The sequence below is a fragment of the Kitasatospora sp. NPDC056651 genome (assembly GCF_042792155.1).
In the GTDB taxonomy this organism is placed as follows: Bacteria; Actinomycetota; Actinomycetes; order Streptomycetales; family Streptomycetaceae; genus Kitasatospora.
Genome location: NZ_JBHTWX010000001.1, coordinates 302,750 through 319,187 on the forward strand (window position 1 = coordinate 302,750; position 16,438 = coordinate 319,187).

The window sequence follows — 16,438 nt, forward strand, 5'->3', positions numbered from 1 at the left end:
GCCACGCTGAACATCGCCACCACGGCCGCCGCGGCCGCGGGCACCTACCCGCTGACCGTCACCGCCACCGGCGCCTCCGGCAGCCACACCGCGACCTACTCCCTGACCGTCACCGGGACCGGCCCGACCACCGGCCTGGTCAACGGTGACCTGGAGACCGGCAGCCTGAGCCCGTGGACCTGCCAGAGCGGCGGCGCCGTGGTCTCCACCCCGGTCCACTCCGGCAGCTACGCGCTCCAGGCGGCGGCCACCGCGAGCCAGACCGGCGAGTGCTCCCAGACCGTCACGCTCAAGCCCAACACCAGCTACACCCTGAGCGGCTGGGTCCAGGGCAACTACGCCTACGTCGGCGTCAGCGGCGGTGCCACCGCGAGCGCCTGGACCAGCTCCTCCGGCTGGACCAAGCTGTCCGTCCCCTTCACCACCGGCGCCAACGGCACCGTCACCGTGTACCTGCACGGCTGGTACGGCCAGGGCAACGTGTACGGGGATGACTTCTCCATCGCCTGAGTCCGCTTCGGGTGACGAATGACAGATGACAGCTGACAGATTTCAACATCTGTCAGCTGTCATCTGTTTTCTGTTCGCTGTTACCTGTTACCTGTTACCTGTTCGCTGTCACCTGTCCTCCGTCACGTGTCCGCGGTCGTCCGTCAGATCCCCGCCGCCCGCATGCGCTCGGGCCGACACAGCGCCAGGTACGCGACGGTCGCCAGCACCCCGCAGACCAGGACCACCACCGCCAGCAGCACCGCCGACGGCTGCCCGCCGAGGCTGCTCAGCGGCGCGACCACGGCGCCGACCAGGAAGTTGCCCGTCCCGAGCAGCGCCGCCGCCGTGCCCGCCACCTTCGGCTCGACCATGCCGAGCGCCTGGGCGGCGGTATTCGGCAGGAGCACCCCGAGGCTGCCCATCATCACGAACAGCGGCGGGCAGAACCCGGCCAGCCCGAAGTCCCAGACCGTCGTCAGCAGCACCAGCGCCGCCCCGGCGGCCACGGCGACCGCCAGGCTGCCCAGCATCAGCGCCCTCGGCGTGAAGCGCGGCGCCAGCAGCCGCCCGTTCACCTGGGTCATCACCACGATCGAGAACGAGTTCAGCCCGAACAGCAGGCTGTAGGTCTGCGGCGAGACCTGGTACACGTGCTGGAGCACCGTCGACGACCCGCTGATGTAACCGAACAGCGCGCCGAAGGCGAGGGAACTGGTCAGCGCCAGCCCCAGGAACGGCAGGTCGCGCAGCAGCCGCCCCATCGTCCGCAGGGCCTCGCCCACTCCGCCGCGGTCGCGGGCCGCCGCCGGCAGCGTCTCGCGCAGCACGCCGAGCGAGACCAGGGTGAGCAGCAGTCCGAGCGCCGTGAGCACGCCGAAGGTGCCGCGCCACGACGTGAACCGCATCAGTTGCGCACCGATGATCGGGGCGAGGATCGGCGCCAGCCCGGATATCAGGGCGATCGACGCCAGGAAGCGCAGCAGCGCGACGCCCTGGAAGCGGTCCCGGGAGACGGCTCGCCCGATCACCAGTCCGGCGGACCCGGCCGCACCCTGGACGAAGCGGGCGGCGATCAGCACCGTCAGGTTCGGCGCGAACACGCACACCAGGCTGGACAGGGTGTAGAGGACCAGCCCCACGAGCAGCGGCGGGCGGCGCCCGAAGCGGTCGCTGAGCGGTCCGAACAGCAGTTGACCGGCCGCGACCCCGAACATCGAGAAGGTCAGGGTGAGCTGGACGGCGGCCGGCTTGGCGACCAGGTCGTCGGCGATCGCGGGCAGGCCCGGAAGGTAGAGGTCGGTGGTGAGGGGGCCGAGCGCGGTGAGACCGCCGAGGGCGACGATCACCGCCAGACCGGGGCCGGCCGGCCCGTCGCCGGACAGCTCGGCAGTCGTCGTGCCGGGTGCGGTGCCGGGTGTGGCGGCGGGCGCGGGGGCGGGCGGGGCGGTAGGTGTCGCGGTGGCAGGTGCGGTCGCAGCGGTCGACGTGTCGTCGGTGGGGCCGACGGTCGGGCCGGGCATGGCTCTCCTTACGGACGGGGTGACGTGGGGTTCGTTCGCGCTCCGTCCTATCGCAGCCGGGCCTGTCTCCGACAGCGGGGGTGCGTCCCGACCGACGGCGGGGGCGCCTCGGGGGCGGTCGTCCGTCGTCCGGTCCGAGCCCGCGCACGACGACGGCCCGCCCGCACCTTCCGGTGCCCGGCGGGCCGTTCGGCTCCCGATCAGGAGCTGGTCAGTGATGCTCAGGCATGGTCAGGCGCCGCCAGGACCGGCTGCCGGGCGTGCTGACGCCCGGCCGGCGGGCCGACCTCGCCCGCCCACTGGGCTCAGCGTTTGGCAACGTGCTCAGCGTTTGACGACCTGCTCAGCGATTGGCGACGTGCTCGGTGCGGAGCGCCGCCTGCAGCGCCGCTCCGTCCTGCCACGCGAAGAGCTGGTTTCCGGTCAGCGACACGTTGTAGTGCCCGCAGGTGCCGGTCGCCTTGCTCGCGACGCCCTCGGGGAACCAGCCGACCTTGAGCGACTCCGGCACCGGGTGCGGGCCCTTGCCCGGCAGCCCGGTGGTGCAGCCGGCGGGCAACCGCCCCTCGGGGAGGGTGGCGCGCAGCAGGCGGTCGTCGCCCTTGGTGGACATCAGGTACTGCACCCCGGAGGCGTTGTCGGGAAGCCAGGTCGGCATCGAGCGGCGGTCGGCCTTGGCCTGGGTGCCGGTCTCGTAGGTGGCCTGCTCCTGGTGGTGCTCGTCGTACCAGTCGGACACCCGCGGGCCGATTGCCACGGCGGCCACGGCGACGGCCATGCCGGTGCCCGCGACTCCCAGCGCGACCTTGCTCACGATGCCCTTCATGTCCGACTGCCCTCTCCGTGTGGTGGCCGATGCGGCCGCTGTCCCTGTGTCCGGCGACATGCCCTGCACCGCGCTGTCGCCGAGCCGGTCGGCGCGGTCCGCCGCCCGGTACAACCATCCTGGCCCGTACGGACCCGTCGGATCGTCACCACCAGGTAGCGATCCTGTCTCCAACCCACGGGGTAGCTTCTCCACCTTCAGACGTATGCCGTTCGACAGAGACGCAGCGGACCGCGGGCCGGCGCGGGCCCGGGTTCATGCCGCTCCGGCGCCCAGGCTGGCACGCCCGGCTCCAGCACGGTACGAGCCCCGATCGAGCCTCGCTCAAGCCCGGCGTCGCCGCAGCCCGGCGTGCTGCACCCGGAGCACCCGGCGCTCCCCCGATCGGTCCCGGCCGGAACACCCCCGGCTCCGAGCGCCCTCGGCTCGGGCCTCCGGCGGTTCAGGCTCCCGGTGGTTCAGGGCCCTGGTGGTTCGCGGCCCCGGTGGTTCACGGCCCCGGTGGTTCAGACCTCCGCCGACACCGGCCTGGCGATCGGGAACGGGCGGCCGTCCAGGGTCCAGTGCGGGTCGATCGGGCGCAGCAGCGAGGCGTACACCTGGGCGGCGACGTCGGGGTGGCGGATCTCGCCGGTGGGCGGGCCGGCCGGGATGCCGTGTCCGGCGCAGGCGACCCAGGCCGTCCGCTCCTCGACCGTACGGCCGCCGTGGCCGCCGGCCGCCACGTGTCCGTGGTCGGTGACGACGATGACCGTCCACTGCTCCTCGGCGTGGGTCGCCCGGCCGCGGACGGCGTCCAGGAGGCGGCCGAGGCGCTCGTCGGCGGTGCGCATGGAGGCGCGGTACTCGTCGCCGCAGCCCAGGAAGTGGGCGGTCTCGTCGACGGCGCCGAGGTAGACGAAGGAGGCCTCGGGGTCGGCGGTGCCGAGGACGTGGACGGCTTCCCGGGTGACCTCCTCGTCCACCGCCTCCCAGGCCTCGGGGGTGTCCTCGGCGGGGGCTATGTAGGAGAGCCGGCCGGGGGCGCGGAACAGCGGGCCGCCGGACTCGTTGATCATCAGCGGGTCCCAGCCCGCCGCGACGAAGGTGCGGCGGCGGTCGCCCCGGGCGAGCCGGGTGGCGAAGTCGGGGAACACGTCGAGCCGGTTGCCGCCCAGGTGGTTGCCCCAGACTCCGTGTTTGGCGGGCTCCACCCCGGTCACGATGGTGGCCCAGCACGGGCCGGACATGGTGGGGGTGGTGTCCGCGACGGCGACCGGTACCAGGAACCCGGCCTCGGCGACCTCCTGGAGGCGCGGCATCGGCACCTGCGCCAGGTAGTCGTGGCGGACGCCGTCGATCCCGACGACGAGCACGCGGGGGCGGGGCCACTGGGCAGCGGACATGGCGGGGGTTCCTTTCGGTCGTGCGCATCCGGCCGCGCCCGCCGAGGGCGCCGCCGACCGCGCCATGCTTCACCGCCCGCCGTACCGATCGGCGTCCCGCCGCCGAACACCGGGTGTCCGCGAGGTGTCGGAAGGGCGCCGGCCGGTTGTCGGCCGGCGTCCTTCAGCGCCGGACGAAACGGAGGTCGGCCCCGCCGAGTTCGGCGGCCGGTCCGGCGGCGCGCAGCACGACGTCCAGGACCCGGTCCGGGTCTGCGGCGTAGCAGTGGGCGAACCACGGCAGGTTGGCCTCGACCACGGCCCAGTGCTCGGCCGGGTCGTACGGGTCGGCGAGCGGGCCGACGTCCAGGGCGACAGCGCTGGGCAGGGTGTCGCCGACGGCGTCGAGCAGGCGGCGGGCGAAGGCGACGGCCTCGCCGGTCAGCGGCGCCGGGTCGAGCCGGCCGAACCGGGCGTAGCGGCTGCCGGTGAGCACCTCTCCGTCGCAGACGAACAGCCGGTACTCGGCGGCGAAGGTGACCGGTTCGCTGACCAGGACGGGCGTGTCCGGGCCGATCCGCTCGCCGGTGCGCGGCAGCCGGGAGCCGTCCGGGTAGACGGCGGGCGGGACCGACTTGTCGGCGGGCGGCTTGACGAAGGCCGGGTGGCGCAGCGTCCAGGCGTCGGCGAGGGTGGTGAGTTCGATCCGACGGCGGGTGAACTCCTCGGGGAGGCGGGCCAGCCAGTCGTCCTCGGGTTCGAGCAGGGCGAGGCCGAGCGGCGCGGCGATCCGGGCGGCGGCGAGCGGCCCGCCGTACCAGTGGACGGGCCGCCCGCCGAGTCGCTCGACCGTTGCCGGTCCGTCCAGGACGGCGGTGGTCAGACCGCGCCGGACGGCGGCCTCGGCGAGCAGGGTGGTGGTGCCGGTCTGCTGGGCGGAGGTGAGCAGGAACCGCCCGCCGACGCCCCCGGTGGCCGTCACGGCTGGGGCCGGAACTCGTGGACGACCTCGATCGGGCCGACGATGTGCCGGTTGAACTCGGCCAACTCCTCCGTCGGCACCCAGAGTTCGAGGATGGTCCGACCGCCGGCCCGCTGTACCGGGTAGCGGGCGAGGAAGGCGGTGTCCACCTCGAAGCGGGTGACGTAGCCGACGCCGGAGGCGGGCACGTTCCAGTCCCGGGCTATCCGGATCGCGTAGTCCTCGTTGAGGACGGGGTAGAAGATCGGCTGCTCGGGCAGGCGGGGCGGCCAGGCGCGCCAGTCGGCGGCCTCGACCAGGGCCAGCTCCTCGGGGCCGGTGGGGCGCCAGAGGGTGGTGGTCGGGGGTGCCTGCTGCAGGGTCGGGCTGTCCATGGCAGGCAACGGTAGCCGGGCCGAGGCGGGCCCGGCCACCGGTTTCCTGCTGGTCGGAGGGCGTGGACGGGCCGTCAGCGGTACGCGGACTCACCGGTGATGGCCTCGCCGAGGACCAGCGTGTGGATCTCGCTGGTGCCCTCGTAGGTGAGCACCGACTCCAGGTTGTTGGCGTGCCGCAGCACCGGGTACTCGGTGGTGATGCCGTTGGCGCCGAGGACGGTCCGGGCGCTGCGGGCGATCTCCAGCGCGGTGCGGACGTTGTTGAGCTTGCCGAAGCTGATGTGCGGCGGACGGGCCGCGCCCTGCTCCTTGAGCCGGCCGATCCGCAGGGCGACCAGGTAGGCCTTCTCGACCTCCAGCATCATCTCCACCAGCTTCTGCTGGGTCAGCTGGAAGCCCGCGATCGGGCGGTCGAACTGGATCCGGCTCCTGGCGTAGTCCAGAGCGGCGGTGTAGCAGTCGCGGGCGGCGCCGACGGTGCCCCAGAGGATGCCGTAACGGGCCTCGTTGAGGGAGGAGAGCGGTCCGCGCAGGCCGACCACCCCGGGCAGCACCGCGTCCGCGGGCAGCACCACCTCGTCGAAGGCCAGCTCGCTGGTGACCGAGGCACGCAGCGAGAGCTTGCCGTGCACGTCGGTGGCGGTCAGGCCGCGGGTGCCGCGCTCGACCAGGAAACCGCGCACGCCCTCCTCGGTCTGCGCCCAGACCACGGCGACGTCGGCGATGCTGCCGTTGGTGATCCACATCTTGCTGCCGGACAGCACCCAGTCACCGTTCTCGCCGCCCTTGCGGACCGCCCGGGTGCGCATGTTGGCCGGGTCCGAGCCGAAGTCCGGCTCGGTGAGGCCGAAACAGCCGATCAGCTCGCCGGCGGCCATGCCGGGCAGCCAGCGCTGCTTCTGCTCCTCGGAGCCGAAGGCGTGGATCGAGCGCATGGCGAGCGAGCCCTGGACGGAGACGAAACTGCGCAGCCCGGAGTCGGCCGCCTCCAGTTCCATGCAGGCCACCCCGTAGGCCACCGCCCCGGCGCCGGCGCAGCCGTAGCCGTCGAGGTGCATGCCGAGCACACCGAGGGCGCCGAGTTCGGGGGCGAGTTCGCGGGCCGGGAAGACGCCGCGCTCGAACCAGTCGGCGAGGTGCGGGCGGATGCGTTCCTCGGTGAACCGGCGGACGGTGTCGCGGATCAGCCGTTCCTCGTCGGAGAGGAGGTCTCCGACGGCGAGCAGGTCGGAGGGGTCGATCCGGGGCGGCTTCGTCATTGAAGCTCCTTGTACTCTCGGCGGGATACCGGGGAGTATTCCGCACCCTCCAGGACGGTGAGCGGGCGCGAGCACGTGAGGATGGCGACACGTTCGGCGGTGCGTGCGCGGCCGCCGAGGACACCCGGACGGGAGCAGGACATGGCACGTTGGGCGCTGGTCGTCGAGGAGACGGTGGGCACGGGCCAGGACCGGACCTGGGGCAGCAAGGTGCTCGCCGAGGTCGAGGGCACCCGCGAGGAGGCCGTCGAGGAGCTGAAGCGGCTCGTCCCCTCCTACACCCCGCACCACCCGTTCCACAGCCGGCGCGGACGCTGCTCCGCGACGGGGACACCTACCTGCTGATCTCGGAGGGGAGCATGCGCGACTACCACTGCGTGTTCAAGGTGTGGGAGCTGCTGTGGGACAGCAAGCGGCCGGAGGTCCAGGAGGAGCGCCTGCCGGCAGGTGGCGGGGAGGGCGTGTGACGGCGGACAAGTGACAGCCGACAGATAACAGATAACAGATTTCAAACTCTGTCAGCTGTCAGCTGTGAGCTGTCAGCCCACCCCGCAGAGCCGCAGCAACGCCGTCGCCGCCGCACCCGCGACGACCACCACCGGGAACGGCGCCCGGCGCAGCGCGAGCACGCCCGCGACCAGGACGCCCACCGGACGGGCCCACCCGGCGAAGCCGTGCCCCTGGGTCAGCGCACCGGTCGCCACCAGGGCCACCAGCAGCACCGCGGCCGCGACGGCCAGCAGGTGCCGCAGCCGGTCCGAGAGGGCGAGCCGGCCGGCGAAGAGCGGCCCGGCGAGCCGGAAGGCGTACGTCCCGACCGCGAGCAGCAGGACGGCGTAGAGCGGCATCATCGGACCGCCTCCATCTCCTCGTTCTTCTCGTTCTCCTCGTTCGCGCCGGCCCGCTCGCCCGCCGCCCTCCGGGCGGCCTCTCCCGGCTCCGGCCGCCCCGCGAACAGCAGGCCGACGAGCGCGAGCAGCACCGGCAGCCCGGCCGGGACGTACGGCGTGACCGCGACCGCGACCACCGCGCCGACCACCGCCGCCGTACGGGTGCGACGGTCCGACAGCGAGGGCAGCACGAGCGCGAGCAGCACGGCGGGGAAGGCCGTGTCCAGGCCGAACGCGTCGGTGTCGCCGATCAGTCCGCCCGCGACCGCACCGAGCAGCACCGAGACGTTCCACACCACGTACAGCGCGATCCCGCAGAGCCAGTACGCCGCCCTGCGCCGCCGTGGCTCGTTGTGCCGCAGCGCGAAGGCGGCGGTCTCGTCCGTGAGCAGCTGCGCGCCGAGCAGCCGCCGCCACAGCGGGCCGTCGAGCACGTCGGCCACGGTGAAGCCGAAGGGCAGCAGTCGGGCGTTGAGCACCAGCCCGGTGGCGACCGCCGCGAGGGCGCCACCGCCGGAGAGCACCACACCGACCGCGGCGAACTGGGAGCCGCCCGCGAACACGAGGACGGAGAGTGCGATCGGCACCCAGAGGGGAAGCCCGCCGGAGACGCTGATCGCACCGAAGGAGGCGCCGACGAGGGCATCGGCCAGACAGACCAGAGCGATGTCACGGAGAGTGGCACGCTCCAGTGTTCGGAGAAGCGAACGCATGTTCATTAGAGTGAACCCGATGCACCCGTTCGTCAAGGCGAACACATGGACCGACCAAGCGAACGGACGGTCGCCGCGACCGATCGTGGCAGCATGAACGGCACCGGCCGCGCCGGAAGCAAGGGAAAAGGGGCCAGGAGGAAACGTGAGTGGCGAGCATGAGTGACCAGACCACCCCGACCGCGAACCCGGGCGGCGGCGGCAATTCCGGCGGCACGGGCACCGGCAGTGGCAGTGGCAGTGGCAACTCCACCGGCACCGGCACCGGCACCGGCACCGAGCTGATCGGCCAGATCGCCGCCTCGATCCGGCGCGAGCGCGAGCGCAGCGGGCTGTCGATGGCCGAGCTTGCCCGGCGCGCGGGCATCGCCAAGTCCACGCTCTCCCAACTGGAGTCGGGCGCGGGCAACCCCAGCGTGGAGACGCTCTGGGCGCTCGGGGTGGCGCTGAACGTGCCGTTCAGTCGCCTGGTCGACCCGCCGCGCCCCACGGTCAAGGTGATCCGGGCCGGAGAGGGTCCGGTGACCCACTCCGAGCGCGCCGACTACGCCGCCACCGTGCTCTCCTCCTGCCCACCCAACGCCCGGCGCGACATCTACCGGATCGAGGCGCAGCCGGGCGAGACCAGGGCCTCCGATCCGCACATGCCCGGCACCGTCGAGCACCTGATGATCGGCGCCGGGCGGGCCCTGGTCGGGCCCACCGAGGCGCCGGTCGAGCTGGGTCCGGGGGACTACGTGAGCTATCCGGGCGACGCCCCGCACGTGTTCCGGGCCCTGGCCCCGGACACCCTCGCGGTGATCGTGATGGAACACATCTGACATCTCGTCAGATCGCGCAGCCCCGCACACGGACTACTTCAACAGGCCGTCCAGGAAGGGGTTTCCGAACACCCGGTGCGGGTCGTGCCGGTCCAGGACGGCGACCGCCTCGTCCCAGCCGGGCCCGCCGCCGGCCCGCAGACTGTCGGGGATGACCCGGCCGAGCAGGTCGGGATCGGACCAGGCGGCGTCGTCCGTGTAGGCCCAGCCCTTGGACCACTCGACCCGCAGGCCCGCCCGGGTGCCGTCGAAGGTGCGCAGCAGCCACTGCTCCAGCTCCCGGGCGAAGCGCTCCAGTCCCGGGGTGCCGGGGAAGGCGAGGACGTCCAGCCAGACCGCCGTGTCCCATTCCGGGCGGTCGGCACGCGGGCGCAGCGCGGACAGCAGCGGGGGCCTGGCGCCGGGGATTCCGGAGGAGGCCGGGTCGTCCAGGCCGGTGACCCGGATCTCCACCGCGCCGTTCACCGGGAACTCACCCCTGGCCTGGTATCGGGCAAGCAACTCCCTGTAGTAGGCGGCGAATTCACTCACCACCCACTGGAGGTCGGCGCGCTTGGCGAGGATCGCGTAGCCGTTGGCGGTCACCCTCAGGGTGGTCGGGCGGACGTACTGGAGCAGGGTGCGCGAGGAGCCCCAGAGGTCGGAGCGCAGTCCGCCCGCGAGCAGGTGGGTGAGCACCTCGCCGGTGAGCAGCTGACGCAGCAGCGCGCCGGAGAGCAGCACGTCCGTGAGGTCACCGGTGAGCGCCACCTTCGCGACCAGGTACTGGAGTTGGCCGAACAGCGGGGCCGATCCCCAGGTACCGGCGACGATCTCGCCGACGAGCCGGGCCACCGGTTCCGGGACGCTGTCCGAGAAGGGGTAGTTGTAGGGATGGTCGACGGCCAGTGAAGCGAGCGGCTTGTTCGGGGTGACGCTCCAGGTCTTGAGCCAGGGGTACTCGGTGTAGGCGAACCAGATCGCCTCGACCCGGCCGTCGCGCTCCACGAAGTCGGCCAGGGTCCTCGGTCCGCCGCCGCCTCCACCGCCGAGGACGCCGCCCAGTACACCTCCGAGCACTCCCCCCAGCACTCCGCCGAGCCCGCCGTCCCCGCCGCTGCCCGAGCCCGTACCGCTGCCGCTGCCGCTCGGGCGGGCGAAGAGCTCGCTCGCCGGGATGTCGAGCCGGCTGACGCAGCGCAGTGGCCGGTCGGCGCCGGCGCGCAGCACCACCTCGGTGAGGAAGGCGCGGCCCAGGTGCACCAGGAAGGCGGCGCTGTCGGCCTCGGAGCGGTCGAAGCCGCGCAGGGTGTAGCGGCCGGTGGCCGGGTCCAGGACGACGGCGGTGAGCCGGACGACCTGGTTGCTGACCGAGCCGTAGCCGTGCCCCTCCGGCCGCACCTCCCCCGCGGCCGGGACGGCGGTGCCGTGACCGCCGATGGCGAGCACGCCGCCGACGGTGAGCTCGCCGGGGGCCGGGCAGGCGGTCAGGCCCAGGCCGCGGCCGGCCAGGTGAGCGAGCAGGGCCTCCATGGTGGCACCGGTCTGCACCCGGACGGTGGTGGGCGAGTCGGCGCTGATCGCGGTGAGGTACCGACTGGTGTCCACGAGCAGCACCTGGGTGTCCTCCCGGGTCCCGGCGGCGACGGTGAGCGGTGCCCAGGTGTGCCGGTAGCCGGAGGCGCGCAGCCGCCAGCCGTTGGCGTGCGCCCAGTCGGCGAGCGCCGGGACCTCCTCGGGTGTGCGGGGCGCGCAGGTCCACAGCTGGTCGGTGCGGATCTCGCCGGACCAGTTCTGGAAGACCCGCTGGTACAGCTCGGTGCCCCCGGGCAGTGCGGGCGGTACGGGGGTGGCGGCCTGGGCGCTGTCCGGGCCGATGGTGCCGCGCAGCAGCCAGGCCGCGCCGCCCAGTGCCGCCGACGCACCGAGCAGCTGCCGGCGGGTGAGGCCGTTCGCCGGGGTGGTGCCGCGGGTCGGGGTCGCGCCGCTCATCAGGGTGGCGCCGCTCATCGGGATGTCCCCCTCGCCAGCCGCCCCGGCGACCTCTTCGCCCTTCCGGCCGTGTTCCGTGCTCATCCGTCCATCCGCCCCTCTGTCCTCGTCCCTCCCCGGGCCGAGCTGCGACGATCCGGGTCCGACCGGTGTCGACCCGGCCCACTGGGAGCGTATGAAGGTCCATATGACAGTCAGATGTATCTGCTCGGGATATCACTCCTTCGAGTGAGATCGACTCGATCAGCCAACGAAATCCCCGGACGCCCGGCTCGCGCCGCTGCCGGCGACCTGCGCCGCATTGCCCCGGCGGTAGGCGCCGCGATGTTCCGGCGGTAGGCACCGGGACACCTCGGCAGCGGGACGCCCCGGCAGCGGACGGCGGACGCCCGGCGACCGGCCCGGCGAGGATCCGCCTCCCCCGCCGGAAATACCCGGGCCCCGCGCGCGGCTGTGGTGATCGGAGATCCGTTCCGGGCCGGTCAGGTCCGCACAGGAGGTGCAGCGCGTGATGGGTGGCGAGCAGGAGAAGCCGCAGGAGTACCGGATCGAACACGACTCGATGGGCGAGGTCCGGGTGCCGGCCGACGCGAAGTGGCAGGCGCAGACGCAGCGGGCGGTGGAGAACTTCCCGGTGTCCGGCCAACGGCTGGAGCGTGCCCACATCGCCGCACTGGCCCGGATCAAGGCCGCCGCGGCCCGGGTGAACGCCCGACTCGGGGTGCTGGACGAGGAGACGGCGGAGGCGATCGCGGCGGCCGCCGAGGAGGTCGCGCAGGGGCAGTGGGACGACCAGTTCCCGGTGGACGTGTTCCAGACCGGCTCGGGGACCTCGTCCAACATGAACACCAACGAGGTGATCGCCACCCTGGCCGGTGAGCGGCTGGGCCGGCCGGTCCACCCGAACGACCACGTCAACGCGAGCCAGTCGTCCAACGACGTGTTCCCGTCCTCGATCCACATCGCGGCGACCGCCGCCGTCACCCACGACCTGGTCCCGGCGCTGGAGCACCTCGCGGAGGCGCTTGAGCGCAAGGCCACCGAGTTCGCCCGGGTGGTCAAGTCGGGCCGTACGCACCTGATGGACGCCACGCCCGTCACCCTCGGCCAGGAGTTCGGCGGCTACGCGGCGCAGGTCCGGCACGGGCGGGAGCGGCTGCTGGCCACCCTCCCCCGGGTGGCCGAACTCCCGCTCGGCGGAACGGCGGTGGGCACCGGCATCAACACCCCGCCCGGCTTCCCGGCGGCCGTCATCGCGGAAGTCGCCAGGGCCACCGACCTGCCGCTGACCGAGGCCAGGAACCACTTCGAGGCACAGGGCGCACGGGACGCCCTGGTCGAGCTGAGCGGCCAACTGCGCACGGTGGCGGTCGGGTTCACGAAGATCGCGAACGACCTGCGGTGGATGGGCTCCGGGCCGCGCACTGGGCTCGGCGAGATCAACCTGCCGGACCTCCAGCCCGGTTCGTCGATCATGCCAGGCAAGGTCAACCCGGTGCTGCCCGAGGTGGTGCTGATGGTCGCCGCCCAGGTGGTGGGCAACGACGCGACCGTCACGCTGGCCGGCGCGAGCGGCAACTTCGAGCTGAACGTGATGCTCCCGGTGATCGCCCGCAATGTGCTGGAGTCGGTGCGACTGCTCGCCAACAGTGCCCGGCTGCTGGCGGACCGGACAGTGGACGGCGTCACCGCCAACGTCGAACGGGCCCGGGAGTACGCGGAGTCCTCACCTTCGGTGGTGACCCCGCTGAACCGCTACATCGGGTACGAGGAGGCCGCGAAGGTCGCCAAGCAGGCGCTGGCCGAACGCAAGACGATCCGCCAGGTGGTGCTGGAGCGCGGCTACGTCGAGCAGGGCAGGCTCACCGAGGAGCAGTTGGACGAGGCCCTGGACGTGCTGCGGATGACGCACCCGTAGCGCGAGCGGCGCCCTGCCCGCGGTCGGCGCCCTGCCACGGGGCGGGGCGTACGGCAGCGGGCGCGCGCCGGGGCGCGGTGGGCGGTCGAGCCCTCCGCGCCCCGGCCACGGGCTGCGGGGAAGATCAGCCCTTGGTGCGGCCGGCCCGGCCGCGCCGCATCGATGCCCCGTTCGACGTCATGGTCGCCATCGAGATGGCCGCGAGGCCGAGCAGGAACATCACGGCGCCCACGATGATGCAGGTGACGATGTTCTTGCCGTGCGCGACGGAACCGGAGACGACCCACGGCGAGATGATCGTCCAGACACCGAGCACCGCGGCCGCCCAGGCCCGCGCGTGGGTGCGCTCGTAAGCCGATCCGTAGCCGGCCATCAGGGCCGTGTAGGCCAGACCCACGATCAGGCAGGTCACGGTCAGAGTGGTGTACGCGGTGAAGCCGACGATCCATGGCGATGCCGCCAGGAAGAGGCCGGCCAGAACGGCCAGGGCTTCGACACCCTGGGCGCGGGGGGTCGAAGTGGCCCGCTCGTAGCGTTCGCGCAGTTCGACGATGTCCGGATGGTGCTCCATGCCCGTGGTCGGGATGTGGGTTGCCACCGATACCACCTCCTGTGGTCGGAACCGGTAAGGCGCTTGCCCCGTACCCATTCTGGCCCTTATCCATTGCTTTGCGCCCGACAGACCGGAATGACCGATAACTATCGGATCACGCCGGTGACCTGCGTCTCAACCGGCCGAGTCGGCATTGCCTATGCAACTCGTTGCATAGCAGGATGCGGGCCATGGCACTGGAGCACGCGATCCTCGTCTCGCTGCTGGAGCAGCCCGGCTCCGGCTACGAGCTGGCCCGGCGTTTCGACCGCTCGATCGGGCGCTTCTGGACCGCCACCCATCAGCAGATCTACCGGGTGCTGCGGCGGATGGAGGCGGACGGCTGGGTGTCCGCGCAGGAGGTCCCCCAGGAGGGGCGACCGGACAAGAAGGTCTACTCGGCGGCCGAGGCCGGGCGGGCCGCGCTGGCCGGCTGGCTGCGCGAACCGGTCGAACCGGAGACCGTCCGGCACGAGCTCGCGGTCAAGATCCGCGCCGCCGCCTTCGACGACCCGGCGGCGCTGGTCTCCGAGGTCGAACGGCACCGCGAGAGCCACGCCGCCCTGCTCGCCCGCTACCTGCACGGCGAGCAGCGGGACTTCCCCGACCCCGCCGCCCTCGACGCCCGGCAGGAGCTGCAGCACGTGGTGCTGCGCGGCGGGATCGAGTACGAGCGGATGACCCTCGCCTGGCTCGACGACGTGCTCGCCACCCTGCGCCGCCTCGCCGGGGACCGGCCGGCGGACGGCGGACCCGGCGGACCGCCGACAACGGACAGCTGACAGCTTTCAGATGACAGCCGACAAATGACAGATAACAGATAACAGAGTCTGAAATCTGAAACCTGTCACCGCTCCGCCCCCGAACCCTCGACCCCTGGGAGCCCCTCCATGCTCTTCAACCCGCGCGGCTACGACCCCGCACAGTTCGACGAGCCGACCCGCCGGCTGCTGCGCGCGACGGTGGACTGGTTCGAGTCCCGCGGCAAGAAGGCGCTGATCGACACCTACGTCGACCGCAGCTGGTACGCCGACTTCCTCGACTTCGCCGCCGAGGAGGGCCTGTTCGCGGAGTTCCTGACCCCGACCGCGGCCGACCCCGACAAGCGCTGGGACACCGCGCGGATCGCCGAACTGAACGAGATCCTCGGCTTCTACGGCCTCGGCTACTGGTACACCTGGCAGGTCACCATCCTGGGCCTCGGCCCGGTCTGGCAGAGCGGGAACGAGGCCGTCCGCGCCCGCGCCGCCAAGCTCCTCGCCGAGGGCCACGTGATGGCCTTCGGCCTCTCCGAGCGCACCCACGGCGCCGACATCTACTCCACCGACATGATCCTCACCCCGGACGGCGAGGGCGGCTTCACCGCGACCGGTTCCAAGTACTACATCGGCAACGGCAACGTGGCCGGCCTGGTCTCGGTGTTCGGCCGCCGCTCGGACGTCGAGGGCCCGGAGGGCTACGTCTTCTTCGCCGCCGACAGCCGCCACGAGGCGTACCACCTGGTCAAGAACGTGGTGAACGCCCAGATGTACGTCAGCGAGTTCCGCCTGGAGGACTACCCGGTGCGCACGGAGGACGTGCTGCACACCGGGCAGGCCGCCTTCGACGCCGCGCTCAACACCGTCAACGTCGGCAAGTTCAACCTCTGCACCGCCTCGATCGGCATCTGCGAGCACGCGATGTACGAGGCCGTCACGCACGCCCACAACCGGGTGCTGTACGGCAAGCGCGTCACCGACTTCCCGCACGTCAAGCGGGAGTTGACCGACGCGTACGTCCGCCTGGTGGCGATGAAGCTGTTCTCCGCGCGGGCCGTGGACTACTTCCGCACCGCCTCCCCCGAGGACCGCCGCTACCTGCTGTTCAACCCGATGACCAAGATGAAGGTCACCACCGAGGGCGAGAAGGTCATCGACCTGATGTGGGACGTCATCGCGGCCAAGGGCTTCGAGGCGGACACCTACTTCGACAAGGCCGCGAAGGACATCCGCGGCCTGCCGAAGCTGGAGGGCACCGTCCACGTCAACCTGGCGCTGATCCTCAAGTTCATGGGCAACTACCTGTTCGCCCCGGCCGACTACGCCCCGGTGCCGACCCGCCTGGACGCCGCCGACGACGCCTTCCTGTTCCGGCAGGGCCCGGCCCGCGGCCTCGGCGCGATCCGCTTCCACGACTGGCGCGCCGCCTACGACCGCAACGCCGAGCTGCCCAACGTCGCCCGCTTCCGCGAACAGGCCGACGGCTTCTGTGAGTTGCTGATCAAGAACGCGCCGGGCAAGGAGCAGCAGGCGGACCTGGACTTCCTGCTGGAGATCGGCCAGCTGTTCGCGCTGATCGTCTACGGCCAGCTGGTGCTGGAGCAGGCCGAGCTGACCGGCCTGGACGCGGAGGTCGTGGACCGGATCTTCGACGCACTGGTCCGCGACTTCTCCGCGCACGCCACCGAGCTGCACGGCAAGGCCTCCGCCACCGAGGAGCAGGCCGCCTGGGCGCTGGCCAATGTGCGCCGTCCGGTCGCCGACCCGGCGCGGGACGCGCGGGTGTGGGCGCGGGTCGAAGGGCTCTGCGGCGCGTACGAGATGCGGCCGTAGGGCGCGGCCGCGAAACCCCGGGGGTGGCCGGCCGGGGGGCGGCCCCCCCCGGTAAACGCGCCGGAGGGTTGCCGGCGGCAACCCCGCCCCATTGGCGGGGCCGCGCGGCCCCCCGCGGGGGC

General features: G+C 72.4%; 16 protein-coding genes. 6 read left to right on the forward strand and 10 right to left on the reverse strand.

Annotated features, from left to right (window positions below):
- Nucleotides 1–510: carbohydrate binding domain-containing protein (locus tag ACFRAR_RS01275; protein ID WP_380693320.1), on the forward strand; the 510-nt coding region annotated here is incomplete at its 5' end.
- A 143-nt stretch (nucleotides 511–653) separates the two neighbouring features.
- On the opposite strand, the gene ACFRAR_RS01280 is transcribed toward ACFRAR_RS01275, so the two are convergent.
- From ACFRAR_RS01280 to ACFRAR_RS01305, 6 genes are all read right to left on the reverse strand, one after another.
- Nucleotides 654–2,012 (reverse strand): multidrug effflux MFS transporter, encoded by a 1,359-nt coding sequence (locus ACFRAR_RS01280; protein WP_380693322.1) that lies wholly within the window; start codon nucleotides 2,010–2,012, stop codon nucleotides 654–656.
- A gap of 343 nt (nucleotides 2,013–2,355) precedes the next feature.
- Nucleotides 2,356–2,838 (reverse strand): hypothetical protein, encoded by a 483-nt coding sequence (locus ACFRAR_RS01285; protein WP_380693324.1) that lies wholly within the window; start codon nucleotides 2,836–2,838, stop codon nucleotides 2,356–2,358.
- 506 nt (nucleotides 2,839–3,344) lie between these two features.
- The gene (locus ACFRAR_RS01290; protein WP_380693326.1) at nucleotides 3,345–4,223 is read right to left on the reverse strand and encodes an alkaline phosphatase family protein; all 879 of its coding nucleotides are present in this window, start codon (nucleotides 4,221–4,223) and stop codon (nucleotides 3,345–3,347) included.
- Nucleotides 4,224–4,386: 163 nt separating this feature from the next.
- Nucleotides 4,387–5,184 (reverse strand): ATP-grasp domain-containing protein, encoded by a 798-nt coding sequence (locus ACFRAR_RS01295; RefSeq protein ID WP_380693328.1) that lies wholly within the window; start codon nucleotides 5,182–5,184, stop codon nucleotides 4,387–4,389.
- Complete coding sequence (locus ACFRAR_RS01300; RefSeq protein ID WP_380693330.1) at nucleotides 5,181–5,558, reverse strand: ADP-ribosylation/crystallin J1; 378 nt, start codon at nucleotides 5,556–5,558, stop codon at nucleotides 5,181–5,183. The genes ACFRAR_RS01295 and ACFRAR_RS01300 overlap by 4 nt, the downstream gene beginning before the upstream one ends.
- 74 nt (nucleotides 5,559–5,632) lie before the next feature.
- The gene (locus tag ACFRAR_RS01305) at nucleotides 5,633–6,820 is read right to left on the reverse strand and encodes an acyl-CoA dehydrogenase family protein (RefSeq protein WP_380693332.1); all 1,188 of its coding nucleotides are present in this window, start codon (nucleotides 6,818–6,820) and stop codon (nucleotides 5,633–5,635) included.
- A gap of 141 nt (nucleotides 6,821–6,961) precedes the next feature.
- On the opposite strand from ACFRAR_RS01305, the gene ACFRAR_RS01310 reads away from it, so the two are divergent.
- Nucleotides 6,962–7,165, forward strand: a complete 204-nt coding sequence (locus ACFRAR_RS01310; RefSeq protein ID WP_380693334.1) for a hypothetical protein — start codon at nucleotides 6,962–6,964, stop codon at nucleotides 7,163–7,165.
- A 194-nt stretch (nucleotides 7,166–7,359) separates the two neighbouring features.
- Here the strand turns inward: ACFRAR_RS01310 and ACFRAR_RS01315 are convergent, their stop codons facing one another.
- Entirely contained in the window at nucleotides 7,360–7,668 is a 309-nt protein-coding gene (locus ACFRAR_RS01315; protein WP_380693495.1) for an AzlD domain-containing protein, read from the reverse strand.
- A complete protein-coding gene (locus ACFRAR_RS01320; RefSeq protein WP_380693336.1) occupies nucleotides 7,668–8,423 on the reverse strand; it encodes an AzlC family ABC transporter permease in 756 nt (251 codons plus the stop codon). Before ACFRAR_RS01320 ends, ACFRAR_RS01315 begins: the two co-directional genes overlap by 1 nt.
- 149 nt (nucleotides 8,424–8,572) lie before the next feature.
- On the opposite strand from ACFRAR_RS01320, the gene ACFRAR_RS01325 reads away from it, so the two are divergent.
- Complete coding sequence (locus ACFRAR_RS01325; protein WP_380693338.1) at nucleotides 8,573–9,244, forward strand: helix-turn-helix domain-containing protein; 672 nt, start codon at nucleotides 8,573–8,575, stop codon at nucleotides 9,242–9,244.
- A 33-nt stretch (nucleotides 9,245–9,277) separates the two neighbouring features.
- Here the strand turns inward: ACFRAR_RS01325 and ACFRAR_RS01330 are convergent, their stop codons facing one another.
- Complete coding sequence (locus ACFRAR_RS01330; RefSeq protein ID WP_380693340.1) at nucleotides 9,278–11,299, reverse strand: cholesterol oxidase substrate-binding domain-containing protein; 2,022 nt, start codon at nucleotides 11,297–11,299, stop codon at nucleotides 9,278–9,280.
- 427 nt (nucleotides 11,300–11,726) lie between these two features.
- Here ACFRAR_RS01330 and ACFRAR_RS01335 point away from each other — a divergent pair, with 427 nt between their 5' ends.
- Nucleotides 11,727–13,133 carry a class II fumarate hydratase gene (locus ACFRAR_RS01335; protein ID WP_380693343.1) on the forward strand — a complete coding sequence of 469 codons (1,407 nt, stop codon included), beginning with the start codon at nucleotides 11,727–11,729 and terminating at the stop codon, nucleotides 13,131–13,133.
- Nucleotides 13,134–13,257: 124 nt separating this feature from the next.
- On the opposite strand, the gene ACFRAR_RS01340 is transcribed toward ACFRAR_RS01335, so the two are convergent.
- Nucleotides 13,258–13,731, reverse strand: coding sequence for an SPW repeat protein (locus ACFRAR_RS01340; RefSeq protein WP_380693345.1), 474 nt, complete (start codon nucleotides 13,729–13,731; stop codon nucleotides 13,258–13,260).
- A 185-nt stretch (nucleotides 13,732–13,916) separates the two neighbouring features.
- Between ACFRAR_RS01340 and ACFRAR_RS01345 the strand changes: the two genes are divergently transcribed.
- On the forward strand, nucleotides 13,917–14,507 hold the full coding sequence (locus tag ACFRAR_RS01345; protein WP_380693347.1) for a PadR family transcriptional regulator: 591 nt from the start codon (nucleotides 13,917–13,919) through the stop codon (nucleotides 14,505–14,507).
- A 108-nt stretch (nucleotides 14,508–14,615) separates the two neighbouring features.
- Nucleotides 14,616–16,316 (forward strand): acyl-CoA dehydrogenase family protein, encoded by a 1,701-nt coding sequence (locus ACFRAR_RS01350; protein ID WP_380693349.1) that lies wholly within the window; start codon nucleotides 14,616–14,618, stop codon nucleotides 16,314–16,316.
- The last annotated feature ends 122 nt before the right edge of the window (nucleotides 16,317–16,438 follow it).

Bases quoted from the DNA above. Each gene is read 5' to 3' on its own strand.
- ACFRAR_RS01280 (WP_380693322.1), bottom strand. From the start codon at position 2,012: ATGCCCGGCCCGACCGTCGGCCCCACCGACGACACGTCGACCGCTGCG.
- ACFRAR_RS01285 (WP_380693324.1), bottom strand. From the start codon at position 2,838: ATGAAGGGCATCGTGAGCAAGGTCGCGCTGGGAGTCGCGGGCACCGGC.
- ACFRAR_RS01290 (WP_380693326.1), bottom strand. From the start codon at position 4,223: ATGTCCGCTGCCCAGTGGCCCCGCCCCCGCGTGCTCGTCGTCGGGATC.
- ACFRAR_RS01300 (WP_380693330.1), bottom strand. From the start codon at position 5,558: ATGGACAGCCCGACCCTGCAGCAGGCACCCCCGACCACCACCCTCTGG.
- ACFRAR_RS01305 (WP_380693332.1), bottom strand. From the start codon at position 6,820: ATGACGAAGCCGCCCCGGATCGACCCCTCCGACCTGCTCGCCGTCGGA.
- ACFRAR_RS01310 (WP_380693334.1), top strand. From the start codon at position 6,962: ATGGCACGTTGGGCGCTGGTCGTCGAGGAGACGGTGGGCACGGGCCAG.
- ACFRAR_RS01315 (WP_380693495.1), bottom strand. From the start codon at position 7,668: ATGCCGCTCTACGCCGTCCTGCTGCTCGCGGTCGGGACGTACGCCTTC.
- ACFRAR_RS01320 (WP_380693336.1), bottom strand. From the start codon at position 8,423: ATGCGTTCGCTTCTCCGAACACTGGAGCGTGCCACTCTCCGTGACATC.
- ACFRAR_RS01330 (WP_380693340.1), bottom strand. From the start codon at position 11,299: ATGAGCACGGAACACGGCCGGAAGGGCGAAGAGGTCGCCGGGGCGGCT.
- ACFRAR_RS01335 (WP_380693343.1), top strand. From the start codon at position 11,727: ATGGGTGGCGAGCAGGAGAAGCCGCAGGAGTACCGGATCGAACACGAC.
- ACFRAR_RS01345 (WP_380693347.1), top strand. From the start codon at position 13,917: ATGGCACTGGAGCACGCGATCCTCGTCTCGCTGCTGGAGCAGCCCGGC.
- ACFRAR_RS01350 (WP_380693349.1), top strand. From the start codon at position 14,616: ATGCTCTTCAACCCGCGCGGCTACGACCCCGCACAGTTCGACGAGCCG.